Raw genomic sequence first — 24,746 nt, forward strand, 5'->3', positions numbered from 1 at the left:
ATATAGAAAAGAGTGATATTTTGACACAACTGGAAAAAGAACTTACTGGTTTAATGACAAAAGATCCTACAATAGTAAATGAAAATGCAAACAAGGATAGTGAAACGTTTTCAACAATGCGTGATTTGACTGCAGGGGTAGTCTCAAAATCGTACGCTTTAGATTATTTATTGCCAAAACACGTGGCAGAGGCACATCGAAAAGGGGAAATACACTTTCATGATTTAGATTATCATCCATTTCAGCCATTAACAAATTGTTGTTTAATCGATGCTAAAGGGATGTTGGCGCAAGGCTTTCAAATTGGCAATGCGCAAGTCACATCTCCTAAATCGATACAAACAGCAGCCGCACAACTCGTTCAAATTATTGCGAATGTATCGAGCAGTCAATACGGGGGTTGCACGATTGATCGAGTTGACGAATTATTAAGTACATATGCGAAATATAACGAACAAAAACATCGTGATATTGCGCAGCAATTTGTAGACGAAGCGCATATTGAAACTTATGTCGATCAACGTGTGACACAAGATATTAGTGATGCGATTGAAAGTCTAGAATATGAAATTAATACATTATATACATCTAATGGACAGACACCTTTTGTGACTTTAGGCTTTGGTCTTGGTACGGATGAACTTAGTCGCAAAGTCCAAACAGCAATTTTAAAAACACGAATTAAAGGGTTAGGTAAAGATCGAATTACAGCCATTTTCCCAAAACTTGTCTTTTCAATTAAAAAAGGAACGAATTTGGCACCGTCAGATCCAAACTATGACATTAAACAATTGGCTTTAAAATGTTCTATGAAACGCATGTATCCAGATATTTTAAATTACGACAAAACTGTAGAGTTGCTTGGTGATTTTAAAGCACCTATGGGTTGCCGCTCATTTTTACCGGCTTGGCAAAATGAGAATGGTGAATATGAAAATAGTGGTCGTTGTAATTTAGGTGTTGTCACTTTAAATGTGCCACGCATTGCGATTGAATCAGAAGGCGACATTGAACGTTTTTGGATTTTATTTGATGAACGGATGCAAGTGCTACACGATGCATTGGCTTATCGTATTGAACGTGTGAAAGAAGCGGTGCCAAACAATGCGCCAATTTTATACAAACGCGGGGCTTTTAAATACCGTCTTGATGAAAACGATTCGGTGGACGCTTTATTTAATAAGCAACGTGCGACTGTCTCTATGGGGTACATTGGACTTTATGAAGCAGCGACAGTGTTCTTTGGGCCTAATTGGGAAACTAACGCAGATGCGAAAGCTTTTACACTTGAAATTTTAAAAAAGATGCAAGCTTATCAATATAGTTGGACTGAAGCGCATGACATTTGGTTTAGTATTTATAGCACACCAAGTGAGTCTTTGACAGATCGATTTTGCCGTTTAGACTATGAGGCGTTTGGCTCGATTCCTGATATTACAGATAAAGGTTATTATCAAAACTCGTTTCATTACGATGTACGAAAAGACGTGACACCGTTCGAAAAATTAGATTTTGAAAAAGATTATCCTCATTTTGCAAGCGGTGGTTATATTCATTATTGTGAGTACCCTAAATTAGACCATAATGTGAAAGCGCTTGAAGCGGTGTGGGATTATTCATACGATCGTGTGAGCTATTTAGGTACAAATATCCCAATCGATCGTTGTTATGACTGTGGTTTCGAAGGAGACTTTGAAACAACTGAAAAAGGTTATAGTTGCCCACATTGCGGAAACCATAATCCTGAAACGGTCGATGTTGTTAAACGGACATGCGGTTATTTAGGTAATCCTGTGCAACGGCCAATGATTGAAGGGCGTCATAAAGAAATGTGCGCACGTGTGAAACATATGAAAGCGAATCCCTCATGATTGCACAAAAAATAAAAAAGGGTGCAGGTTATATCGCTAAAATCGAATACCAAAGCTTCGTCGATGGAGAAGGTGTACGTTGCAGTGTCTATGTTTCAGGTTGCCCATTTTTATGCGAAGGTTGTTACAATGTGGCAGCTCAAAATTTTCGATATGGTGAACGGGCAACGGAAACATTGATATCGGAAGTGTTAGATGCGTGTGCACCGGAATATATTTCAGGATTAAGCATTTTAGGGGGCGAACCTTTTTGTAATTTAGATATTGTTATCCCATTAGTACATGCTTTTCGAGAACGCTACGGTAGCCGGAAATCAATTTGGGTTTGGACAGGCTTTTTATTTGAGTATTTATGGTTTGCGAATGATGAACGGACTGCGTTATTAAAACAAGTTGATGTCATTGTAGACGGCATGTTCATTCAAAAATTATATCAACCTAATTTGCCCTATAAAGGGTCATTAAATCAACGTGTCATTGATGTCCAACAGTTTATTAAAACCGAAATGATCAGCCAGTCGATTTACATTGAATAAACAGGCTACGTGTTGATACGAACAGACATTTTTCAAATTTTTTCAATTTGTAAGAAAATTCGGATTTGTGTATTGACATCGTTAAGGATGTTAGATAGACTTGTGGTATCATTAAAAGCCAATAAAACACCCGCACGGTTATTGTATTGGCCGTTCTATTTGCACGATACATCTTGCATTTTAACAATTGAATCATACTTATCAAGATTGGTGGAGGGACAGGCCCTTTGAAACCAGGCAACCTATTCAGTTAGGTGCTAATTCCTGCAGGTGATTTAACCTGAGAGATAAGTCTTCTAGTAAAAGTCTATCTTTATCAGGTAGGCTTTTATTTTTTATTATTAGGGGGAATGTCAAATGACAAGTGATTTTAAATTTGAAACTTTGCAATTGCACTCAGGACAAGAAGTCGACGAAAGTAGCCATTCACGTGCTTTACCGATTTATCAAACGACATCTTTTACTTTTGATGATACGGCACATGCGGCGAATTTATTCGGCTTAGATGAACTTGGGAATATTTACACACGACTGATGAATCCTACCACACACGTGCTTGAAACACGTGTGGCTGAACTTGAAGGGGGTGTGGCTGGTGTAGCAGTTGCTTCAGGTATGGCAGCCATCACGTATGCGATTCAAGCTGTAGCACAGAAGGGTGATCATATTGTAGCAAGTTCCACATTATATGGCGGAACACATACGCTTTTCACACATACGTTACCTAAATATGGGATTGATGTCACATTAGTAGATACGAAAGATGTCAGTAGTATAGAAAATGCGATTCAAGACAATACGAAGGCATTATTTGTAGAAACCATTGGGAACCCAGAAGGCAATGTTGAGGATTTCGATGCACTTGCAGCGATTACAAAAGCTCAAGGTATACCGCTTATTGTTGATAATACATTTGCAACGCCTTATCTTTTACGTCCAATTGAATATGGCGCGAACATTGTTGTTCATTCTGCGACCAAATTTATTGGTGGGCACGGAACATCAATGGGTGGTGTTATTGTTGATGCAGGTAACTTTAATTGGGATAATGGCAAGTTTCCAGGATTAAGTGAACCCGATCCGTCTTATCACGGCTTAGTGTTCAGTGAAAAATTTGGAGAAGCCGCACTTGCTTTTAAAATTCGTACAACAATTTTAAGAGATACAGGGGCAGCGATTTCACCATTCAATGCATTTTTACTAACGCAAGGCTTAGAGACACTTTCATTACGATTAGAACGTCATGTGGAAAATGCTGAAAAAGTTGCACAATATCTTGAAAAGCATGATAAAGTCGCATGGGTTAAATATGCTGGTTTACCTACGAGTGAATATTACGCGTTAAAAGAGAAGTATTTACCAAAAGGTGCAAGTTCCATCTTTACCTTTGGTGTTAAAGGTGGATACGAAGCAGGTAAAAAGTTTATTGAAGGCTTAGAATTATTTTCTTTATTAGCGAATGTAGGAGATGCAAAGTCACTTGTCATTCACCCCGCATCCACGACACATCAACAATTGACGGAAGCAGAACAAACAGCAGCAGGTATTGCCCCGGAGACGATTCGTCTTTCGATAGGACTTGAGCATATCGATGATATTATCGCAGATTTGGAAAAAGGCTTTGCCAAAATTTAACTTTTAAGCGTCGCACAAAATGAAAATAAATGGAAATTCATGATCTGGTAGATTGACATGAGCGCTTTTAAAGCGTAAGCCGCCATGTGAAGGAAGTGATTATTCTACCGGTCAGTGTTTTACCTTTCACTTATTAAAAAGTACCCCATGAGTGTACATCATCGTCTTATCAAGAGAGATGGAGGGACTGGCCCGATGAAATCTCGGCAACAGGATTAATTCACTGTGCCAATTCCAGTAGCACAATTGCTAGAAGATAAGTCAACTACAGCTATGCCTTATCTTCCTATTTCTTAGGAGGTAATGTTCATGACACGAAAACAAATTCATTTTAACGGATTCGTCCAAAACTCTCCCTCTCCCCATGCTTCAGGTTTATGGAAACATCCAAAAGATAAAGGAGCGACACACCACAATTTAAAATATTGGACGGATATTGCTCAAACTTTAGAACGTGGTTTATTTGATGGTATTTTTATTGCTGATGTGTTGGGCACTTATAGTGTTTACAACCAATCTCATGACGCCGCAGTGAAACACGCAGTTCAACTCCCCGCACATGATCCTATTCCGCTCGTTTCTGCCATTGCAGCGGTAACTGAGCATATTGGTATTGCACCTACTGTCTCTACTACCTATGCCCAGCCATATAAGTTGGCACGTCAATTATCTACACTTGATCATCTGACAAATGGCCGATTAGGTTGGAATGTTGTGACGTCTTATTTAGAAAGCGAAGCAGTGAACTTAGGCTTAAAAGAACGCTTGCCTAAAGCATTACGTTACAACCGTGCTGACGAATTTTTGCAAGTGAGCTATCAGCTGTGGGAAGACAGTTGGGAGGACGATGCAGTTGTTAAAGCGCGTGAGACAGATACGTATGCTGATCCTTCTAAAGTTCATGCGATTCATCATAAAGGTACATTTTTCGATATACCCGGCCCGCATCTTGTAGAGCCTTCCCCTCAAAGAACGCCTGTTTTATTTCAAGCAGGTGCTTCCGAAAAAGGCAAAATATTTGCTGCAAAGCATGCAGAGGCTGTGTTTACAAAACACACCTCTATTGAATCGTTACGGGCATATGTCACAGACATTCGGACAAGAGCACAACAATTTGGCCGTGATGGAGAAGATATACTTGTTTTTCCAATGGTTTTACCTATTATCGGTGAAACTGAAGCAGAGGCTTATGAAAAATATGAAGCGCTTCAAAATGAAGTCAGCTATGAAGGTTCAGTCGCATTGTTAAGTGGACATACGGGTATTGATTTTTCTCAATATGATCCAGATGAATATATCGAAAATATCGAGACAGAAGCGATGCAAGGCAATCTCAATTTATATACAAAAGACCCACATCGAAAATGGACATTGCGAGAAGCGGTGAAAAATCACGGACTAGGTAATGGGACGGCTAAATTCATCGGAACACCCACACAAATTGCTGATCAATTGGAGTTATGGGTGAATGAAGGTGGTGCGGACGGTTTTAATATTGCGCAGACTTATTCACCAGGTACATTTGAAGAATTTGTGGACTTAATCATTCCTGAATTACAAAAAAGAGGCATATATCGTACAGAATATGAAGGTGAAACTTTACGTGAAAATATGTTTGGCAAAGGCCATACGAAAGTGAAACCGACACATCCTGCACGAAATAAAAAAGCCAATTTAGTACAGATATAGGGGGATGATTATGAATGACGTTAAAGTGTATACATGGATAGGTTTTATTGTTTTCATGGCGTTCATGATTACGGTAGGCTTTGTCAGTTCTAGAAAGATGAACAGTATTTCAGATTTTGCGACTGGCTTTGGAAGGATTGGCCCCCGTACGCTAGGATTGTCTTTTGCAGCGACGTATTTAAGTGCTGCAACCTTTCTAGGTTATCCGGGATGGTCGTATGCGTGGGGACTCAATAATTTATGGTTGTTTTTAGCGATGTTTATCGGTGGCCCTACAGGTGTTTTAATGGTCGCTAAAAGAGTCAGATCATTAAATACAACGCAGCAATCCCTCTCGCTACCAGATTGGTTAGGCGATTTTTATGACAGTCCTATTTTACGTGTTGGGACGGCTATGATCTTATTATTTAATATTTTCTATATCGCAAGTCAGCTTGTAGCAGGCGCTTTGATTTTCAAACATTTACTCGGTATGAGTTACTTTTCAAGTTTGATTGTAATCACAGTCATTGTTGTGATTTATGTTTACGTAGGTGGTGCACTAGCAGATATTTATACCGATGCCATACAAGTCATCATTATGGCAGTAGCTGGCCTTGCCATTTTTATCTCTGGCATTGTGCTATTTTGGAAAGGTAGCATCCATGATACGTTTTCAGGGATTGCACAAAACTTAGATCATCAAAATCATCACTTAGTCCAAGTTTTTAATCCTGAATCCGTTCACTTTCATTCTTTTACAATGATTATCGGTGCGATTATTATTCAATGGGCTTTTGCGTCAGCGCCGCACTTGTTTAATAAAATTTTAGGTCTAAAAAGTGAAAAAGATTTAGGGCGCATGATTCGTACTTATATCATTGTAATGGCTTTATGTTTACTTGTACTTTTTGGCGGTATTTATAGTCGCGTAGCATTGGGTGGGCAAGTCGCAAGTTCAGATTTAGCCTTACTACAATATATAGAGTGGGCGTTTCCTGCTGTGATTGTTGCTTTATTCGGTGTCGTTATATTAGCAGCGGCTATGTCAACGACAGATGGCTTGTTTGTGTCTATTTCTACAGTGTTCGCGAATGATTTATTTTTAAAACTGATTGTCAAACAGAAGTGGGTGAATCTTGAAACAGAGAAAGCCAATCGAATTGCTTTTCGTATTAGTCGTGCTTCTGTACCGATTGTAGGGCTTTTATCGTTTTTATTAGTTTTGAAACCACCGCTCTATATGAGTGACCTCATGTGGATTGGGATTTCCGGTATTGCAGCCGGTACAATGGGTCCTATTTTACATGCGGTATATGCGAAACGAAAAGCACCTGCCCGTGCAGCAGAACTTTCGATGGTCGTTGGTTTAATATCCTATCTTGTCATTTATTTTGGCGGTGTGATTCCAAGTACAATGTCTGCCGGTGCTGTTGCCACTATTTTGGGCATACTGACGATCACTGTAACTTCCTCTGTCATGCATTATCGAGCGCGCCAACTCTCTGTGGATAAGGGGGAAGCATAATGTTTGTAAATGAAATGTTATCCATCTGGCTTTATGGTTTTATAGGAACATTTGTTGGTCTACTTCTTGCATTAAAATGGGGTTACTCAAATCTTGATGAAAAGGGGAATGATAATGCCAATCATTAAAATAGATCTAATTAAAGGGAAAGATGAAGCTTATATTAAGGAAGTTTTAGATATCTCATATGAAGTGATGCTAGAAGCCTTTCGTGCACCGGTGGGGGACCGCTATCAAATCGTGACGCAACACGAAGCGTATGAGATGCAAATTTTAGATACAGGTTTAGGCATAGAACGGACGAAGGATGTGTTAGTTTTTACGCTTATCACGCGTCCAAGAACGGAAGAACAAAAAACGATTTTTTATCGCAAGTTGGTAGAAACATTACATCAAAAATTAGGTATTCGAAAAGAAGATGTACTGATTAGCCTTGTAGAAAATACAGATGCGAATTGGAGCTTTTTCAATGGGGAGGCGCAATTCTTGAATGGAGATTTATAATATGACAACAAAAACATCACTTAAAATCTCTCTGCTCTCTTTAGCTGTATTGATTGAAAAAAGAGCGGAGTGGGAAGCATATGAACCGGTCAATACTGCAGCTCATATGATTAAGCAAGAAAAACTAGCAGCTTACAACCAAGCAATCGCTAAATGCCAAAAAGCACATCCAGACAACACATAGCGATGAACGGTAAAATCTGATAATTAGAAAAAGATTTTGCCGTTCTTTTTTTGTGCTAAACAATGATTTATTGCGCTTATCACTGTCGGAAGGCGTTCTAATACCAAATAGCGCAATTGTTAAGCAACTCATTAAGTGTATCGAGAAATGTTCGTTATAATGGTGAAAAAAGACGAAAGATGTGTTCAAAATGAAAAAGATAATGATTGTAAATACGAGTTATGATCAATTTGATGGCTTTGATTTACCAACAGGATTATGGTTGAGCGAACTGGTGCATTTTTATGATGTATTCCAAAATAATCCGAATTATCAATTGGATATATACAATATCAATGGAGGCGAAACGCCACTAGATCCCGTGAGTATGAATAAAGTGACGTTAGATCGTTTGACTAAACAATATTATGAAGATGAAAGTTTTATGCAAAAACTGCATCATTCGCCTTCCCTCGATGAAGCTGATGTTACACAGTATGATGCGATTTATTTTACCGGTGGTCATGGTGTGATGTATGATTTCCGAGGACATGATACGATTGCCCATGCAGTAAACGACATTTATGATCGTGGAGGTGTTATTTCTTCAGTTTGTCACGGTGCGAGTGCGTTACTTGAAGTTAAACGTCCGAACAATCATTTTCTTATAGAAGGGCAACGGTTGACAGGTTTTTCAAATCGAGAAGAAGGTTTAGCACGCCGCAAAAAACAAGTGCCGTATCAGTTAGAAACCGCATTAAAAGAAAAAGGCGCAGTTTATCAAAAAAGCTTAATACCATTAAAAAGTTTTGTCGTTGAAGCGGAACAATTAATTACAGGACAAAATCCAGCTTCAGCACGAGCTGTAGGGGAAGCGGTCAAACTCAGACTCGATGCAAAATGAAAGCAAGATAGAGAGAATCAGACACAAAGTGTAAGGTGAATAGAGTAGAGGCGGTACAGACCATCAAATTGATTTCTGTTCCGTCTCTTTTTTTATGATTTTGTCAAAATAGCAAGGTTATCCTTTACAGTAATGATAAAAGTGAAGAATTTAGGTGCATTAAAAGTAACAGATTTTGCAATTTGTCATTTTTAGAAAATAATGATTTTAAAAATGCATATTGCGCTTATGAAATGTTTAGCGTATAATTTTAAATCGAAATCATTACTATTTTTAGGAGGAGACCACATCATGAAAAAAAGTTTCAAGTTATTAGCGACAGTGGTATTGTCGGGTTCTGTGTTAGCGGCTTGTGGTCAAGGTGACGATAAAGCATCATCAAACGACCAATTAAAAGTAACAACAACGGTTTTCCCATTGCAATCGTTTGTTAAGCAAATTGGTGGTAAACATGTACAAGTAGATTCTATTTATCCGAAAGGGACGGATTTACATAGCTTTGAACCATCACAAAAAGATATTATAGATGCAAGTAAATCGGATCTATTTATTTATACGGGCGATAATTTAGATCCAGTTTCTAAAAAAATAGCTGGGGCAATTAAAAAAGATGATCACAAACTTTCATTAGAGGATCATTTAGACAGAGCAACTTTATTAACGGATCAACATGAACACGGGGAACATGATGAGCATGAGCATGGTGATCACGATGAACATGGTGAAGAAGGACACGACCATGAGCATGGCGAAGAAGCACATGAACATGAAGGACATGATCATGAACATGGTGAAGAACATCATCATCATGGTGGCTATGACCCACACGTATGGTTAGATCCACAATTAGATAAAAAATTCGTATCTGCAATTCGTGATGATTTAGTAAAACGCGATCCAGATCATAAAGATGAATATAAGAAAAATGCAGATAAATTATTAAAAGATTTAGATGGCATTGATCAAGATATGAAAGATATTACAAAAGACCGTCAAGGTAATGCGGTATTCATTTCACATGAATCTTTAGGCTATTTAGCTGACCGTTACGGTTTTGTACAAAAAGGGGTTGAAGGTTTAAATGCTGAAGACCCATCACAAAAAGAATTAACTGAAATCGTTGATGAAATTAATGATACAGGTGCGAAATACATTCTTTATGAAGAAAATATTTCACATAAAGTGACAGATACAATTCGCAAAGAAACAAATGCGAAAACATTGAAATTCAACAACATGGAAGCTGTTACAGATGATCAATCGAAAGATGCGACATATCAATCATTAATGAAAGAAAACGTGAAAAACCTTGAAAAAGCATTGAATGAAAAAATTAAAGTTAAAGATGATAAAGCAGCAAATAAACATACAAAAGCAATCCAAGATGGTTACTTCAAAGATAGCCAAGTGAAAGACCGCGAACTTTCTGATTATGCAGGTAACTGGCAATCTGTTTATCCTTTATTAAAAGATGGTACTTTAGATGAAGTCTTCAAACATAAAGCTGAAGATAAAGGCGATAAATCCGCGAAAGAATACAAATCGTATTATGAAAAAGGTTATAAAACAGATATAGAAAAAATTAAAATCTCAGGTGACCAAATCACCTTCACTAAAAACGGTAAGTCAATGACTGGCACATACCGTTATGATGGTAAAGACATTTTAGATTACAAAGGCGGCAACCGTGGTGTTCGTTATACTTTCAAACTTGAAGGTGAAGCGTCTAAAGACTTACCAAAATATGTACAATTTAGCGACCATAATATTGCACCTAAAAAATCTGAACACTTCCATATTTTCATGGGCAATGATCGTGATAAAGTCTTAAAAGAGCTAGATAACTGGCCAACATATTACCCAGCTAACTTGTCAAAAGAAGAAGTAAAAGATGAAATGTTAGAACACTAAAAGAGTCGTTCGAACATACAACGCCTATCAGAGCGCACATTTAAATCGTGCCCTTCTGATAGGCGTTTTTTCTTGATATAAAAAAGTGGAAACACAATTGATTTGAAAAATTGTGTTTCCACACGATTTGCATTCATAGATTGAATGCGATTCGGTTTGCTTTTCTTAACGTTTTATTATTACGCTTGAACTTTGTTAACTGAAGCGTCGTAAATTGAATCGATTGTTTGGCCTAATAAGCGATCAAACTCTTCGTCAGATTGGCTTACACGTAAATCGTTAATTAATGCACGAGAGAAGCTCGCAATTAAACCGTTATTTGTTTTTAAGAATTCATTTGCTTTTTCAAGGCTGTAGCCTCCTGATAAAGCAACCACACGTACAACGTTAGGGTGGTTAATTAATGATTCATATTGGTTTGCACGTGTTGGAATTGTTAATTTTAACATCACGTAATCATCTGAAGCTAAATCATCTAAATGTTTTTGAATTAATTCTGTTAAGTAAGCTTCGATTTCAGCTTTGTTTTCTGCATCGATGTTCACTTCAGGTTCGATAATAGGTACAAGACCTTTATTGATAATTTGTTGTGCAACTTCAAATTGTTGCTTAATCACTGCGTCGATGCCTTCTTTGTTGAATTCTAAGATGTTTGAACGCATTTTTGTACCAAAGATTTTATGATCGTTTGCACGATCTAATAATTGATCAAGTTCAGGCATAGGTTTCATTAATTGAACACCATTTTCAACTTCTGCTAAACCTTTGTCAATTTTAAGGAATGGTACAATGCCTTTGTCAGCAAGGTAGTCACCCGTATGTTTACCTTCAACTTCACGGTCCATTGTTTGTTCGAATAAGATTGCACCAATTACTTTATCTGAAGTAAATGATGGTGATGTTACGATACGTGTACGCATCTCGTGAACCAATTTAAACATTTCGTCATCATTGTTATATTGGTCTTCTCCAACACCATAACCGCGTAATGCTTTAGGGGTACTACCACCGCTTTGGTCTAGTGCTGCAATAAAACCTTTACCATTCTTCATTTTTTCTAGTTGTTGTTGATTCATACTTCCTTTCACTCCTCGTAACGATATAATTACACCCTTAGTATGACGAATTTATTAAATAGTTTCAAATAAAAAGATAGTGGTAATCATTTATAAATATCTCAAAAATCGAGGCAATTCAGTAATATTAAGGATTTTTAGATCTTTATTTTTAGGTGAGGCTAAAAATTTCTAAACACCACCTATGTAACAAATGTATAAAAAAGTATAAAATGACGTTCTCTAAAATATAAGGTTAAGTCTTATATTAATAAAGCGTGTAAACGAAAGTGTATTAAAAAATATGTTTTTATATTAAATATTTAATTATGAAATTATTTAGCAGATTTTAAGTTAAAAGGCAAAATGGAACAAATCAAAAGCATCTGTTTGATATATTATTAATATGTGGTATAATAATTATACTTAAAAGTGAAAGAGGTGATATGAATGAGTAAATTGGTAAAAGGTTTAATGTCAACTGCTGCAGTAGCTGTTCTTTTATCAGCTGTTGGTAGCACATCTGATGCACACGCACTTACTCAAAAAGAATATCAACGCTTAGCATCACAATACGCAAACTATTCAAACAATTAATGCGTTCAATACCGATTCGTTTTTGAGTTTTCCCAGTAGTAATCATGGGAGGCACTTTCGCTGAATACAGATTGATGTATTTAGTGGGAGTGCTTTTTATTTTAATTTCTATATAAAGGGAGCGCATAGGCCAAAAGTCATACTGCTAATAATTGTTAGTAACAGTATGACTTTTCTTTTAAAAGGCGGTCATTGACATTAAAATTCTTGAGCAAGTACCTCATCAAACGATATTTAATGGGTGAGTATTTTCAATTTTATAATCTGATTATGCACTCGCTATTTTCCAATATGTCCTTGCTTCACTTACGTTCCACAAATCATCAATAGAAAATATACGCTATAATGACAAATGCCTAATAAACAATGGCTCAGCAGCAGGACAGATCATTGTATATCCATCCAAATTTTGAAGTTGGGCTACAGCATTTGAAACTTTAAAGCTAAGGACCTTGCCTACAAGTTCATGATATTCCGAAACGAAATAGGCACTGAAACCCGGTGGATGAATACCAGTAAAATCATGAGGTGTATAAAGAATCAAAATTGTACCTTTAATTTGTCGCACTGCACGTTCAGTTTGAGGTATATGAAAGGGGCGCTTGAGCGTGTGAGGTGAATGATTTTTAGAATAAACACTTAAGTGAATATAATTAAAATCGCCTGTGAGTTTAGTCATTGAGAAAAGCTGTGTCTTTATTAGCCTTTCCTTGATATGTTGAAAAATATCAACATGTTCCACTTGTTTAACTACGAAGTCGTGCTGGGGTCTAAATTGAACAACAGCGCCATACGGCACTTTCTCTTGACCATTTAATCCGTGATGTTCTCCATATTGATTCATATGAACGGGTTGCCCATCAATAATTACAAAATCACCATCAGTATGGTTCAATGTACCAAATCCATAATCACCGTAACGTAATAACTCAGCGATTGTCACTTCGCTTTCATGATGTCCCTCTAGTAAGGTTTTAATCGTTCCCACTTGATGTATGTAGTGACGATATTCTTTCATTTAAATCAACCCCTTTGAAGTTGGCGTCCAAAACGCTAAAGATGTAATCATTTTGATCGAATGTGCTTAGTGGTATTCATTTATCTTCAAAAACAGCAAAGCAAAATGAAAATAAAATAGAGTTATAAATAAACATTATTGCTTGCTATATAAAATTATAGAGTGGCTTCGTTAAAAAAGCAATATAATTATGTAAAAATCTTTATCTTAATGTATTATGTTCATATGAATTATGCATACAATTTAAGTATATATGTAAAAATATGATATGAATATGTCTTTTTTAATAAGGATGAAGACAGTGTGAAAAAATGAAAGTGTTACATTTTTTAAAGTATAATAGTGAGTGATGACATGTATAAACGAAGTCATATCATAAAAAGAAAGCGCTAGGACGATTTTCTATTAAAAATCATCTTAGCGCTATTTATTTTGGGATATACATCCTGGCCTCTTAAGTTAATGCGTGTAATATGATGCAACTGTTAAATCATTAAGACATCAGTATTTATTGAACCCATTTCGTTTCTAATTGATGGATTAAGTGAGTCAATATATCATTATTCGGTGTTGGAATACCTAATTCACGACCATATTGACTGATTTGTCCGTTAAGATAATCAACTTCAGTATAGCGACGATTATATAAGTCTTGATGCATTGAAGGATAATGGAGACCTTGTGTTTCTTTTGGATAAGAGTCTTCAATTTTTTGTAAGAGTACTTGTGCGTCTAATTCAACGCCACGGCCATGAGCCACAGCAACAATCTCATCAATAATGGGTTGAATCATGTCACGTGAATGAACATAACTGCCAAATTCATAAATGGTTTTGTTTAGGATAGTGCACAATGGATTTACAACACTGTTGACAGTCGCTTTACTCCAAATAGATTTGAACACATTATCACTGATTGTAGCGTTAAGTTTTGCATCATTGAAAATTCGATGAATCACTTCTGTACGGTGATCAGCTTGGCCATCTGCACGTTGAAACTCAATACTCCCTGTGCCTTCTAATAATAATTTTCCAGGACCGCGCATGCCAGCAGTCCACATGGTAACGGCAAGGAAAATTTGAGTTTGTGGCACAATTTTAGAAAATCGTTCATCATGTCCAAGACCGTTCATCATAGTAAGTAAAGCAGTATCAGGGTGAAGGGCATTTCGACCGTATAACGTTTGAAGCATTTCTTCTGATTTCATAGATTTCGTTAAGATAATGATTAAGTCATATGCCTCATTTACATTTTGAGGTAATAGTGCAGGAATTTGAATCGTATAGGTATCTGTTTTTGTTTCGATTTCAAGGCCGTGTTCATTTATTTGATTCACATGTTCTTCCCATGTATCAATCAGTGTCACATCGTATCCAGCCTTCTTAATTTGACTCCCAATCCGACCGCCCATTGCACCTGCACCTGCGATAGCAATTTTATTCATAATGACTCCCCCTTGTAAGCGTTTAATTTATAAATAAGTGTAAAATTCAAGTGAAACGATGTCAATTATCTTTCTATAAAAATTACTTAAAAATTTAATAGTAAACTTCTTATTTCGTGCAAGGATAAATTAACGTGCTAATAATACAAAATTGAATAAACTAGATGATACTTAATTTTAATTGTCTTAAATAAAATCCTTTTCCAAATATTAAAGTCTTTAGTTCAGTTTTTGGGATAAAACGATAATTTCTAGGATATTAAGCGCTTTCAGTTGGTGCTATAGTGAACTTAAAGTGAACACAAGAGGTGAAGGGCATGAACTTTTTTGATATTAAAAAGATTCCAAACAAAGGCATACCGTTATCGATGCAACGAAAATTATGGTTACGTAACTTTTTACAAGCCTTTTTCGTCGTATTTCTCGCATATATGGCCATGTACTTAATTCGAAACAATTTTAAAGCAGCTCAACCTTTATTAAAAGAAGAAATCGGGTTGTCTACATTAGAATTAGGTTATATTGGGTTAGCATTTAGTATTACTTATGGCCTAGGGAAAACACTATTAGGTTACTTTGTTGATGGACGTAACACGAAAAAAATTATTTCATTTTTATTAATTCTTTCCGCGATAACTGTATTAATTATGGGCTTCGTGTTAAGTTATTTTGGTTCTGTTTTAGGTTTATTTATTGTACTTTGGGGACTCAACGGTATTTTTCAATCCGTCGGTGGACCTGCAAGTTACTCAACGATTTCTAGATGGGCACCGCGAACTAAACGAGGGCGTTATCTCGGCTTTTGGAATACGTCACATAATATCGGTGGTGCAATAGCAGGGGCGCTTGCACTATGGGGCGCAAATATGTTTTTCCATGGTAGCGTTGTAGGTATGTTTATTTTCCCAGCTGTTATAGCGTTAATTATCGGTGTTGTCACATTATTTATTGGTAAAGATGATCCAGAAGAATTAGGATGGAATCGTGCAGAAGAAATTTGGGAAGAACCTGTAGATCAAGAAAATATTGATGCACAAAGTATGACAAAATGGGAAATTTTCAAAAAGTATATCTTGAAAAATCCGGTTATCTGGATTTTATGTGTATCTAATGTGTTTGTGTACATTGTGCGGATTGGTATTGATAACTGGGCACCACTTTATGTTTCTGAACAATTGCATTTTGGAAAAGAAGACGCAGTTAACACAATATTCTATTTTGAAATGGGTGCGCTTGTCGCAAGTTTATTATGGGGATACATCTCTGACTTGTTAAAAGGTCGTCGTGCTATCGTCGCGATTGGCTGTATGTTCTTAATTACGTTCGTGGTCTTATTCTATACGAATGCAACAAGTGTAACGATGGTTAACGTGTCACTCTTTGCATTAGGCGCATTGATTTTCGGTCCACAATTGTTAATTGGTGTATCGTTAACAGGATTTGTCCCTAAAAATGCGATTAGTGTAGCAAATGGAATGACGGGATCCTTTGCATATTTATTTGGCGATTCTATGGCTAAAGTAGGTTTAGCTGCCATTGCTGACCCGGAAAGAAACGGTTTAAATGTCTTTGGTTATACGTTAAGTGGATGGACAGACGTATTTATCGTTTTCTACGCAGCGTTATTTATTGGTATTATACTCCTTGGTATTGTCGCATATTTTGAAGAAAAGAAAATTAGAAGCTTACATTTATAAATGAAATTAATAGAGGCAACTCGATCACAAAAGAAGCTAAATTTGGCTTTCTACACATCGAGTTGCCTTTTCTTTTTTGATAAACGAATACTTTTACTGTTGTTTCGCGTATTCGCTGGGTGTCATATTTAAATACTTTTTAAAGTGATAACTGAATGTTTTATACTCTGAAAAACCAACTTTGTCTGCAATTTCATAATGTTTATTTTGGCTTTGTAATAATGAAAGTGATTGATAAATTCGGTATCGATTTAAATAATCCAGAATTGTAATACCCACATGCTCTTTAAATGTACGCATCAAATAAGATTCGCTTACAGGTAAGGGAGCGATTAGATCAGAAACGTGACATTTTTGATGAAAACGCTGCTGTATTTGTTGAATCATCACATTAACATAATAATCACCATATTCAACTTTCATCAACGGTTGAAAAACTTCTAATTGTGCAGCAGGGTGTACAGGTTGGAATGCTGTTGCCCATTGCGCTAATAATTGGGTTAATTGTGAAGTGTCAATAGGCTTCAATAGATAATCTAAGACATGGTGCTGAATGCCAGCTTTCATATATTCAAAATCATCATAACTAGATAAAATAATCTTCTTACAATCATAATCTTTAATCGCATCTAACAATTTTACACCGTCCATGCGCGGCATCCGAATGTCGGTAATCACTAATTCTGGTTGATATTCACGAATCAGTGATAACCCTTCGATGCCATCTTTTGCTAGTAATACATGTGAAAAATGATATTCATTCCACGGAATGGCTTGTTTCAGCCCTTCTCTTATGATTCTTTCGTCGTCACAAATCACGACTTTATACATGAGATATCGCCTCCCTTGGTAGTTGATAAGCGATGAGGGTGCCTTGATAAGGTGTTGAAAAAATACGTAATCGCGCTTGTTCTCCGTAACGAATACGTGCTTTGTGATTTAGATGATTTAAGCCCAAATGTTCAGTATCAAACACGCTTTCATTCAGTGAATGTCTTACCTCTTTGCATTTTTCTTTAGACATCCCTTGTCCATTATCTGAAACAAAGACACGAAGTGCGTGTTTGTTTTCAGTGATGCGAATACGTATCAAAAGTTTGTCATCCGTACGGCCATGTTTGATGGCATTTTCAACTAAAGGCTGAATCATCATTTTACCGATTTGTGCTGTATATAAATCACTTTGAATTTCAAATTCTAAGTTAATCAAATGATCAAATCGCACATTCTGAATTGCGACGTATTGTTGAATATAATCAAGTTCATCTTTGATTTGGACGTAATCAGATTTTACGCGTAACGTATAACGAAGCATTTGCGATAATTGTTGCACCACTTGTTGAGCGAGTTGAGGGGATAGAGTAATCAAATATTGAATTGTTTGCATCGTATTGAACAGAAAATGCGGTTGGAACTGGCGCTCTATTTCTTTTAATTGTATTTCACGTAAACGTTGTTCCGTATTTTCGATAGAGCGTATCAATTTTTCATTCGATTCGAACAAATCATAAATATAGGTATTGATTTCTTCGAGTTCACTCGGCTGTGCTAATGGTTGATAGCGACCGAGATGACGATTTTTCGCATAGTAAATCCGTTGAATAATTGCTTCAATATCTTGAGTTTGTCTTTTCGCCATGTTATGTGCATTAAACAGACCAAATAAAATGAATAAAATCAACACAAGTCCCATAATAATGAGCAGTATGATTCCATCCTCTAAGGTGTCATGTATGTTTTTAAATTGAATCAATCGATCGCCATTTTGATTGATTTTGACTACATCCGATATAAAACCAAATTGAGGAGGTTGCCATTTATCATCGAGACGAAAGTGTTCAGAGTTTGTAAATAAAATGTTATCAAAACGATCAACGATGACTGTAGATTGGCCAGAGTCTTTTAAAATTTCATCGATACGTGGCGTTTGTGCTAAATATATTTGGATAGATGCAGGACCATTTTTAAATGTAACGTTATGTGTGTTAAGCAGATAAAGTGTATTGAGTCGTTGGTCTTCATAATTGTTTGTCGTTACTTGTTTATGATGTTGTGTCACAACAAAATACAATGTTCCGGATTGTTCATGAATCATTTTAAATAATATACGGTTCAATTTCGTCAAATCTTGTGGGTCGCTCGTGTTGAGTTCTTTAAATGTGGTCTTCAATTTTGAAATATCTGATTCTGTCTGTTGTGATGCTTGAACAATGGCGTGTTGTGTTTGATTAACGTGCTGTTGTACCGTACGATGCTCCACCCAAATATAGAGCGTATAGAAACTGATGATGCCAATGAGCATTACTAAAAAGACAGGCATGACCGTTGAGAGAAAGAAAGAGCGACGTAATTGTTGACGGTAAGGTTTGTAAGTTTTCATTTTAAACGCTCCAAAAAAGCTTGATGTGTGTCATGAGGCAATTCGTATTCAGAAATAGCAGGGATGTCTTTAAGTTTTAATGTGCCTGTTTCTGAAACTTCTGCCACGTCTTTACGAATCGGTTTGACACCAAATTCTTGCGCTAAACGGGTTTGAACTGCACGACCAGTTAAATATTTGACGAGTGCTTCTCTTTTTGAATTTGGATGTGCATTATGAACGAGTGCGATGCCATCTATATTAATCACAGTCCCCTCAGTAGGGTAGACTAATTTTAATGGATAACCTTTTTTCATCCATCTTCGAGCATCGAGTTCATAGCTTAAGCCTGCATAATAACGGCCCTTTGCGACCTGTTCTACGACTTGAGAAGACTTTTCCAATTGCACGGCATGGTGCTGAAACTGCTTAATTGTTTGCGTATTATGATGTAAGTGATATAAAGCGCGCATATGTTGGTAACCTGTCGTAGTGGTGTAAGGGTTAGAATAAGCAACACGAGCATTTAGTGGAGGTTGCAATAAATCTTCATAACCTCTGACCGGAATGGACCCTATTAAATCTTTATTGACAACAATCACTGTAGGCATCAACATAAAAGGCGTAACTAAATGATTTTTGGATTCAAAATCATGAAATTTGTCTACATCAGATACTCGGTAGGGGACAAAATCATCTGAATGATCAATGGTTTCGCTTAATACGCCACCCACAAACACATCACCTCGCGCTTCTAACGGAGTTCGATGAATATCTGAAAGTAATACTTGTGTTGAACCTTCAATAAGATTTACTTTCACATCGTACTGCTGTTCAAAATCTTTCAAAAGTGGCCGAATTAATTCTTGTGGGTAGGGTGAATAAACAGTGAGTGCATCTTGAGATCGTGAAGTGTCCTGTTGACAACCAAAAAGTAAAAGCAACGCAAAGCAACATAGCCATTTTTTCATCATGAGAGGTTCTTCCTTATATATGTATTAAAACTATTTTAACAATTTTTATTAAGATTGTAGAGCATTATGTTGAATGCATATGATTAAATAACCATATGATTTGATTGTTTTAAAGGATAATGTTGTAATTAAAATAATTCGTTTTAATTTGACTTTATAGAAAAGAGGTGCAAAATATGTCTGAAAAACAAACAGGTTCGATTACAGGTCGTGTCACTGATAATACAAAAAGTACAATTAAAGGCACAGTAAAGGATGAAACTAAAAAATAAAGGAATTCGATTTAATGAATAAGGTAGCTTTTTAGCTAGGGCTAAGAGCTATCTTATTTTACTTTATTTTGAGAAGTGAATGGTTATTGTTGTATGTATCTCTTTAAAAAATTGATAAGAAAGCTGTTGGATTTGTTTCTATTTTCTCATTGAGACAAAGAATACTTGAATTGTATATCAATTAAAATGTGAGTGATGTTATAATTAAAAGTAGCTCATAGAGGCACACACTAATTATTATATTTTTTAAAATTTGCATATTTGTTTTATAGCGATGCGAGTAGGGAATGAGCGAAAATGCTCAATTGATTAACGATGCGAAAATCAATTGCTATAAGTATATCGTAAAGCTAAACAGTAGAGTAAAAGGAAGAAAAGGACAGTCAATAGGAACTTAAATGATGTATGATATGCGTAATGTTAATTTTGTTATTTGCACACTACTCATATTTATTATTAGAGTCCAATTCAACTTAAAACAATCGAATGTATCAGAGCGCTTCCTACTCATGATTTTAAAGGATAAATAGATAATACGTATTTCAATAAAGCTTAAATTAATTGAAAATTTTAAAATTTATTTAAAAACTAGTGATTAAGATAATATTTTGAGAATCAGGGGTGTACTAAATGAAAAAAGTTTTTATGATTGTACATGAGTTGGATGTTAATAAAGGCGGTATGACGACTGCCATGTTAACAAGGAGTAAAGTTTTCTATGACAAAAAAATTGCAGGTAATATTGTTACATTTGATTACAAATTTGACTATCCAGAAATTATTCAGTCATTAAAAAAATCCAAGAAAATGGATGAGAGAACTGAAATGTTGAACCCTTTTGACTTCTATAAGGCTAAAGCGGATCAATCAAAAAACAAAAGAAATCCAATGTTATATAAGGCTATAGACCGATTATTAAAAGGAACAGTTGAGATAAAAGAAAGTCAAACTATCTCTAGATATTTCAATCAAAAAACTGGCGAATACATAGCCTATAAAAAATCTTTTGAGAATACAAGCTTCTTAGATATTTTTGAAAACAATAAAAGGATTAAAAGAATTTATTATCGTAAAGAAAAGATTCAAAAAATTGATGTGTTCAATCACGAAAATAAATTAACAGCTGAGCAATTTTTTGATAGTAAATGCTATCTCTATTTATATAGACAAATCAATGCCAAAAATGGTAGTGTCGGACAAACATATTTGATCAATGAGAAAAAACAATTTAAAAATAATGTGGGATTTTGTACATATTTTTTAGATGAGTTAATTAAAGATGATAAGAAGAATATCATGATTTGTGATGGACCAGGTAGTTTTCCAAAAATGCTAGCAACTCATCATAAAGTTGCAAAGAAATTTGCTGTAATTCATATTAACCACCACAAGAATTTTGATAATAGTGGTGCAGTTAAAGAAAAAGAAGATTATATATTGAAAAATGCACAAAAAATTGATGGTGTTATTTGCCTCACTGAAGCGCAGAAAAGAGATATTATCGATGAATACCAAATCGATAACGTTTCTGTCATTAGTAATTTTATTAACATTACAGACCAAATTCCTGAAAGTACACATCGAAAAGTAGTTGGACATATCTCCAGATTAGTACCACAAAAAGGTTTGCCATATTTAATAGAAGTAGCAAAAGAAGTTGTGGAAAAGGATAATGAGATAGAATTTCACATCTACGGTGATGGTGAAGAGAAAAATAAATTGGAGCGTTTAATAAGAGAAAATGAGCTTGAGAAAAATGTTAAACTATTAGGTTATACCAATAATGCAACTGATAAAATTAAAGATTTTGGTTGTGTTGTATCTACATCTCAATTTGAAGGACAAGGGCTTAGTATTATTGAAGCGATGTTACTAGAAAAACCTGTGATTGCATTTGATATTAAATATGGACCTTCAGACTTTATCAGACACGAAGAAAATGGTTACTTAATCGAAAATCAAAATATATCTGGTATGGCTGATAAGATTTTAAAAGTTATCAATGATGAAGCTTTAGCTAAGCAGTACGGAAAAGAAAGTAGAAAAACAATTATCGAACTATATCATTCTGAAAAATTAATGGAAAAATGGGATAGACTTTTTAATGGGAAAGTCTTAGCGTAGAAAGGAAGAATATTATGACTGTAAAAAAAGCGATTATTCCTGCGGCGGGGTTAGGTACACGTTTTTTACCTGCGACTAAAGCGATGCCGAAAGAAATGTTACCGATATTAGATAAGCCAACAATTCAATATATTGTTGAAGAAGCGGTACGTGCTGGCATTGAAGATATTATTATCGTGACAGGGAAACATAAACGTGCAATTGAAGATCATTTTGATCACCAAGTGGAATTAGAAAATAACTTAGCTGAAAAAGGTAAAGATGCGTTATTGGAAAAAGTGCGTCATTCTACAAATTTAGCGAACATGTTTTATGTACGCCAAAAAGAGCAAAAAGGTTTAGGCCATGCAATTTGGACAGCCAAACAATTTATTGGAAACGAACCTTTTGCCGTGTTATTAGGTGATGATATTGTTGAATCTGATACGCCTGCTATTCAGCAATTGATTGAAGAGTACGACCGCACTGGTAAATCTGTCATTGGTGTTCAAGAAGTGCCTGAACAAGAAACGCACCGCTATGGGATTGTTGATCCAAAATCAAAAGACAATCGCTTATATGAAGTGACAAAATTTGTGGAAAAACCAGCGCCAGGTACAGCACCATCAAATTTAGCGATTATGGGAAGATATGTGCTAACACCAGACATTTTTGATTATCTTGAAAATCAAGAAACAGGTGCAGGCGGAGAGATTCAATTAACAGATGCGATTGAGCGTTTGAATCAATCTGAACAAGTTTTTGCTTATGATTTTGAAGGGGAACGTTTTGATGTCGGTGAAAAAATTGGCTTTGTCAAAACGACGATTCAGTATGCTTTGAAAGATGAGGAAATGTCAGAAGAAATTCGTCAGTTTATCCAAACTTTGAAGTAGAACATCCTATTACAACGTAAATAATACAATAAATGAGAAAACGTGAACGACGTTATCGATTTGATACCGTTGTTCACGTTCTCTTTTTATTTTTTCAATTGTTACAATTTAGCCATTTATCGCTTTATTTATATATTAAACTGCTCATTTAAATATGCTAAAATATTCACATGAAAATTTAGAAAAGAGGAAGAAAAGAATGCTTCTTTTTGCGATAGAAATATTGATTATGATACTCGCAATTGTTTTGGGTCTACGAACAGCAGGCGCATTGGGTTGTGGGATCTTTGCACTTTTTGCCCAATTAATTATGATTTTTGGGTTTGGCTTACCCCCAGGTTCTGCACCTGTTACAGCTGTGCTGATTATTTTATCCATTGGGATTGCAGGCGGTACACTTCAAGCAACAGGTGGGATTGATTATTTAGTTCAACTTGCTTCAAAAATGATAGAACGTTTTCCAAAATCAATTATCTTTATCGCACCGATGATTGTTTTTGTATTTGTGTTTGGTATTGGGACAACTAATATTGCGTTATCTTTAGAACCAATTATTGCTAAAACAGCATTGAAAGCGCGTATCCAGCCTAAAAAGGCGCTTACCGCTTCCGTACTAACAGCAAATATTGCATTATTATGTAGTCCAGCGGCTTCAGCAACTGCCTATATGATTTCAGAGTTTGCAGGTCTAGGGATTACAATGGGACAATATCTCTCCATCGTTTTACCTACGGCGTTAATAAGTATGTTGATTCTCAGCTGTTTTAATACATTTGTGGGTCGAACAAGAATAAGTGAAGCGCAAGCGCAAACGATGTTACAACAAATGATTATTGAAGATAAACAAGAGGTTAAGACTTTTGATAAACGGGTTAAATGGGGTGTCTTCACATTTATAGTGGCAGTCATCTGTATTTTAACTTTCGGTATTTTTCCGAAAATCGGACCTACATTCCATATAGACGGCAAAACGGTTCATTTACAAATGACCGATCTTGTCCAACTATTTATGTATACGAGTGCAATGATTAATCTTCTTTTAGTGAAAGTTCAGCCGAATCAGATTTTAACCACACATATTGCACAAGCTGCAATTGGTGCAATTTTTGCGGTATTAGGGCCAGGTTGGTTAGGGGCTACCATCTTTAGTGCACCTGCTAATCGAGAAATGATGGAAAATGGAATTGGAAGTCTCATTTCACAAGCGCCTTGGCTTATGATTATACTTGTTGCTTTAGTGGCGATGATTGTGATTTCTCAATCTGCGACCGCATCTATTGTCGTGCCAATCGTGTTGAGTCTAGGCATACCACCGACTTTCTTTATTGCAATTGCACAGACATTAAACGTGAACTTCGTTATTCCTGCACAACCAACGATTTTATTCGCTGTCGATGTTGATGAAACACGTACAACAAAAGTAACGAGTTTCTTAATTCCAGGATTCTTTTTAATTACGACGACGGTCATTGTCGGTCTGACAATCCGATCATTATTAGGAATGTAAAAATAGGATTGTTTCGTTTTTAATCGAATCATAACTCTCAACTTATAGATGAAGTAAGACAGAATACGTAGATTTTACGTGTTCAGGTCTTACTTCTTTTTTTG

21 protein-coding genes and 2 riboswitches are annotated in these 24,746 nt (G+C 35.9%); of the genes, 15 read left to right on the forward strand and 6 right to left on the reverse strand.

Going from position 1 to position 24,746, the window contains the following annotated elements:
• Positions 1 to 20: 20 nt before the first annotated feature.
• The 10 genes from nrdD (at position 21) to adcA (ending at position 10,720) form a co-directional block, all read left to right on the forward strand.
• Positions 21 to 1,871: an anaerobic ribonucleoside-triphosphate reductase gene (gene nrdD / locus KM149_RS01590; RefSeq protein ID WP_165546040.1), complete on the forward strand. Its 1,851-nt coding sequence runs from the start codon at positions 21 to 23 to the stop codon at positions 1,869 to 1,871.
• Positions 1,868 to 2,407, forward strand: coding sequence for an anaerobic ribonucleoside-triphosphate reductase activating protein (nrdG, locus tag KM149_RS01595; RefSeq protein ID WP_165546039.1), 540 nt, complete (start codon positions 1,868 to 1,870; stop codon positions 2,405 to 2,407). The genes nrdD and nrdG overlap by 4 nt, the downstream gene beginning before the upstream one ends.
• 195 nt (positions 2,408 to 2,602) lie before the next feature.
• Positions 2,603 to 2,701: riboswitch (SAM riboswitch) on the forward strand.
• A gap of 63 nt (positions 2,702 to 2,764) precedes the next feature.
• Positions 2,765 to 4,042, forward strand: a complete 1,278-nt coding sequence (locus KM149_RS01600; RefSeq protein WP_165546038.1) for an O-acetylhomoserine aminocarboxypropyltransferase/cysteine synthase family protein — start codon at positions 2,765 to 2,767, stop codon at positions 4,040 to 4,042.
• Between the two features lie 163 nt (positions 4,043 to 4,205).
• Positions 4,206 to 4,305: riboswitch (SAM riboswitch) on the forward strand.
• A 46-nt stretch (positions 4,306 to 4,351) separates the two neighbouring features.
• On the forward strand, positions 4,352 to 5,731 hold the full coding sequence (locus KM149_RS01605) for an LLM class flavin-dependent oxidoreductase (protein WP_214971122.1): 1,380 nt from the start codon (positions 4,352 to 4,354) through the stop codon (positions 5,729 to 5,731).
• Between the two features lie 10 nt (positions 5,732 to 5,741).
• Positions 5,742 to 7,238: a sodium:solute symporter family protein gene (locus KM149_RS01610; RefSeq protein WP_214971119.1), complete on the forward strand. Its 1,497-nt coding sequence runs from the start codon at positions 5,742 to 5,744 to the stop codon at positions 7,236 to 7,238.
• Positions 7,238 to 7,366 carry a hypothetical protein gene (locus KM149_RS11945; RefSeq protein ID WP_268768011.1) on the forward strand — a complete coding sequence of 43 codons (129 nt, stop codon included), beginning with the start codon at positions 7,238 to 7,240 and terminating at the stop codon, positions 7,364 to 7,366. Before KM149_RS01610 ends, KM149_RS11945 begins: the two co-directional genes overlap by 1 nt.
• Positions 7,353 to 7,742 carry a tautomerase family protein gene (locus tag KM149_RS01615; protein ID WP_182308771.1) on the forward strand — a complete coding sequence of 130 codons (390 nt, stop codon included), beginning with the start codon at positions 7,353 to 7,355 and terminating at the stop codon, positions 7,740 to 7,742. The genes KM149_RS11945 and KM149_RS01615 overlap by 14 nt, the downstream gene beginning before the upstream one ends.
• 1 nt (position 7,743) lies before the next feature.
• The gene (locus tag KM149_RS01620; RefSeq protein WP_214971116.1) at positions 7,744 to 7,926 is read left to right on the forward strand and encodes a hypothetical protein; all 183 of its coding nucleotides are present in this window, start codon (positions 7,744 to 7,746) and stop codon (positions 7,924 to 7,926) included.
• 190 nt (positions 7,927 to 8,116) lie between these two features.
• The gene (locus KM149_RS01625; protein ID WP_165546036.1) at positions 8,117 to 8,809 is read left to right on the forward strand and encodes a type 1 glutamine amidotransferase domain-containing protein; all 693 of its coding nucleotides are present in this window, start codon (positions 8,117 to 8,119) and stop codon (positions 8,807 to 8,809) included.
• Positions 8,810 to 9,100: 291 nt separating this feature from the next.
• Complete coding sequence (gene adcA / locus KM149_RS01630) at positions 9,101 to 10,720, forward strand: zinc ABC transporter substrate-binding lipoprotein AdcA (protein ID WP_182282247.1); 1,620 nt, start codon at positions 9,101 to 9,103, stop codon at positions 10,718 to 10,720.
• Positions 10,721 to 10,899: 179 nt separating this feature from the next.
• On the opposite strand, the gene KM149_RS01635 is transcribed toward adcA, so the two are convergent.
• Complete coding sequence (locus KM149_RS01635; protein WP_165546034.1) at positions 10,900 to 11,796, reverse strand: fructose bisphosphate aldolase; 897 nt, start codon at positions 11,794 to 11,796, stop codon at positions 10,900 to 10,902.
• A 429-nt stretch (positions 11,797 to 12,225) separates the two neighbouring features.
• On the opposite strand from KM149_RS01635, the gene KM149_RS01640 reads away from it, so the two are divergent.
• Positions 12,226 to 12,372, forward strand: coding sequence for a hypothetical protein (locus KM149_RS01640; RefSeq protein WP_158491199.1), 147 nt, complete (start codon positions 12,226 to 12,228; stop codon positions 12,370 to 12,372).
• Between the two features lie 340 nt (positions 12,373 to 12,712).
• Here KM149_RS01640 and KM149_RS01645 read toward each other — a convergent pair whose 3' ends face one another.
• Positions 12,713 to 13,390, reverse strand: a complete 678-nt coding sequence (locus KM149_RS01645; protein ID WP_214971110.1) for an acetolactate decarboxylase — start codon at positions 13,388 to 13,390, stop codon at positions 12,713 to 12,715.
• A gap of 508 nt (positions 13,391 to 13,898) precedes the next feature.
• Positions 13,899 to 14,834 (reverse strand): ketopantoate reductase family protein, encoded by a 936-nt coding sequence (locus tag KM149_RS01650; protein ID WP_241415485.1) that lies wholly within the window; start codon positions 14,832 to 14,834, stop codon positions 13,899 to 13,901.
• 317 nt (positions 14,835 to 15,151) lie between these two features.
• Between KM149_RS01650 and uhpT the strand changes: the two genes are divergently transcribed.
• Entirely contained in the window at positions 15,152 to 16,531 is a 1,380-nt protein-coding gene (gene uhpT, locus KM149_RS01655; RefSeq protein WP_016426018.1) for a hexose-6-phosphate:phosphate antiporter UhpT, read from the forward strand.
• Positions 16,532 to 16,624: 93 nt separating this feature from the next.
• On the opposite strand, the gene KM149_RS01660 is transcribed toward uhpT, so the two are convergent.
• Genes KM149_RS01660 through KM149_RS01670 form a run of 3 tightly spaced genes read right to left on the reverse strand, consistent with a single transcriptional unit; the run spans position 16,625 to position 19,861 of the window.
• On the reverse strand, positions 16,625 to 17,362 hold the full coding sequence (locus KM149_RS01660; protein WP_016426019.1) for a response regulator transcription factor: 738 nt from the start codon (positions 17,360 to 17,362) through the stop codon (positions 16,625 to 16,627).
• The gene (locus tag KM149_RS01665; protein ID WP_165546031.1) at positions 17,355 to 18,911 is read right to left on the reverse strand and encodes a sensor histidine kinase; all 1,557 of its coding nucleotides are present in this window, start codon (positions 18,909 to 18,911) and stop codon (positions 17,355 to 17,357) included. The genes KM149_RS01660 and KM149_RS01665 overlap by 8 nt, the downstream gene beginning before the upstream one ends.
• A complete protein-coding gene (locus tag KM149_RS01670) occupies positions 18,908 to 19,861 on the reverse strand; it encodes an extracellular solute-binding protein (protein WP_165546061.1) in 954 nt (317 codons plus the stop codon). Before KM149_RS01670 ends, KM149_RS01665 begins: the two co-directional genes overlap by 4 nt.
• Positions 19,862 to 20,766: 905 nt before the next feature.
• Between KM149_RS01670 and KM149_RS01675 the strand changes: the two genes are divergently transcribed.
• The 3 genes from KM149_RS01675 (at position 20,767) to KM149_RS01685 (ending at position 24,642) form a co-directional block, all read left to right on the forward strand.
• Entirely contained in the window at positions 20,767 to 22,260 is a 1,494-nt protein-coding gene (locus KM149_RS01675) for a glycosyltransferase (RefSeq protein WP_216342151.1), read from the forward strand.
• 14 nt (positions 22,261 to 22,274) lie between these two features.
• Positions 22,275 to 23,135, forward strand: a complete 861-nt coding sequence (gene galU / locus KM149_RS01680; RefSeq protein ID WP_050345126.1) for a UTP--glucose-1-phosphate uridylyltransferase GalU — start codon at positions 22,275 to 22,277, stop codon at positions 23,133 to 23,135.
• A 199-nt stretch (positions 23,136 to 23,334) separates the two neighbouring features.
• Positions 23,335 to 24,642: an anaerobic C4-dicarboxylate transporter family protein gene (locus tag KM149_RS01685; protein WP_241415487.1), complete on the forward strand. Its 1,308-nt coding sequence runs from the start codon at positions 23,335 to 23,337 to the stop codon at positions 24,640 to 24,642.
• Positions 24,643 to 24,746 lie beyond the last annotated feature (104 nt).

This window comes from Staphylococcus coagulans (assembly GCF_022557135.1).
Lineage (GTDB): Bacteria > Bacillota > Bacilli > Staphylococcales > Staphylococcaceae > Staphylococcus > Staphylococcus coagulans.

Coding starts and splice junctions, on each gene's coding strand:
- nrdG (WP_165546039.1), top strand. CDS start 1,868: ATGATTGCACAAAAAATAAAAAAGGGTGCAGGTTATATCGCTAAAATC.
- KM149_RS01600 (WP_165546038.1), top strand. CDS start 2,765: ATGACAAGTGATTTTAAATTTGAAACTTTGCAATTGCACTCAGGACAA.
- KM149_RS01605 (WP_214971122.1), top strand. CDS start 4,352: ATGACACGAAAACAAATTCATTTTAACGGATTCGTCCAAAACTCTCCC.
- KM149_RS01610 (WP_214971119.1), top strand. CDS start 5,742: ATGAATGACGTTAAAGTGTATACATGGATAGGTTTTATTGTTTTCATG.
- KM149_RS11945 (WP_268768011.1), top strand. CDS start 7,238: ATGTTTGTAAATGAAATGTTATCCATCTGGCTTTATGGTTTTATAGGA.
- KM149_RS01615 (WP_182308771.1), top strand. CDS start 7,353: ATGCCAATCATTAAAATAGATCTAATTAAAGGGAAAGATGAAGCTTAT.
- KM149_RS01620 (WP_214971116.1), top strand. CDS start 7,744: ATGACAACAAAAACATCACTTAAAATCTCTCTGCTCTCTTTAGCTGTA.
- KM149_RS01625 (WP_165546036.1), top strand. CDS start 8,117: ATGAAAAAGATAATGATTGTAAATACGAGTTATGATCAATTTGATGGC.
- adcA (WP_182282247.1), top strand. CDS start 9,101: ATGAAAAAAAGTTTCAAGTTATTAGCGACAGTGGTATTGTCGGGTTCT.
- KM149_RS01635 (WP_165546034.1), bottom strand. CDS start 11,796: ATGAATCAACAACAACTAGAAAAAATGAAGAATGGTAAAGGTTTTATT.
- KM149_RS01640 (WP_158491199.1), top strand. CDS start 12,226: ATGAGTAAATTGGTAAAAGGTTTAATGTCAACTGCTGCAGTAGCTGTT.
- KM149_RS01645 (WP_214971110.1), bottom strand. CDS start 13,390: ATGAAAGAATATCGTCACTACATACATCAAGTGGGAACGATTAAAACC.
- KM149_RS01650 (WP_241415485.1), bottom strand. CDS start 14,834: ATGAATAAAATTGCTATCGCAGGTGCAGGTGCAATGGGCGGTCGGATT.
- uhpT (WP_016426018.1), top strand. CDS start 15,152: ATGAACTTTTTTGATATTAAAAAGATTCCAAACAAAGGCATACCGTTA.
- KM149_RS01660 (WP_016426019.1), bottom strand. CDS start 17,362: ATGTATAAAGTCGTGATTTGTGACGACGAAAGAATCATAAGAGAAGGG.
- KM149_RS01665 (WP_165546031.1), bottom strand. CDS start 18,911: ATGAAAACTTACAAACCTTACCGTCAACAATTACGTCGCTCTTTCTTT.
- KM149_RS01670 (WP_165546061.1), bottom strand. CDS start 19,861: ATGAAAAAATGGCTATGTTGCTTTGCGTTGCTTTTACTTTTTGGTTGT.
- KM149_RS01675 (WP_216342151.1), top strand. CDS start 20,767: ATGAAAAAAGTTTTTATGATTGTACATGAGTTGGATGTTAATAAAGGC.
- galU (WP_050345126.1), top strand. CDS start 22,275: ATGACTGTAAAAAAAGCGATTATTCCTGCGGCGGGGTTAGGTACACGT.
- KM149_RS01685 (WP_241415487.1), top strand. CDS start 23,335: ATGCTTCTTTTTGCGATAGAAATATTGATTATGATACTCGCAATTGTT.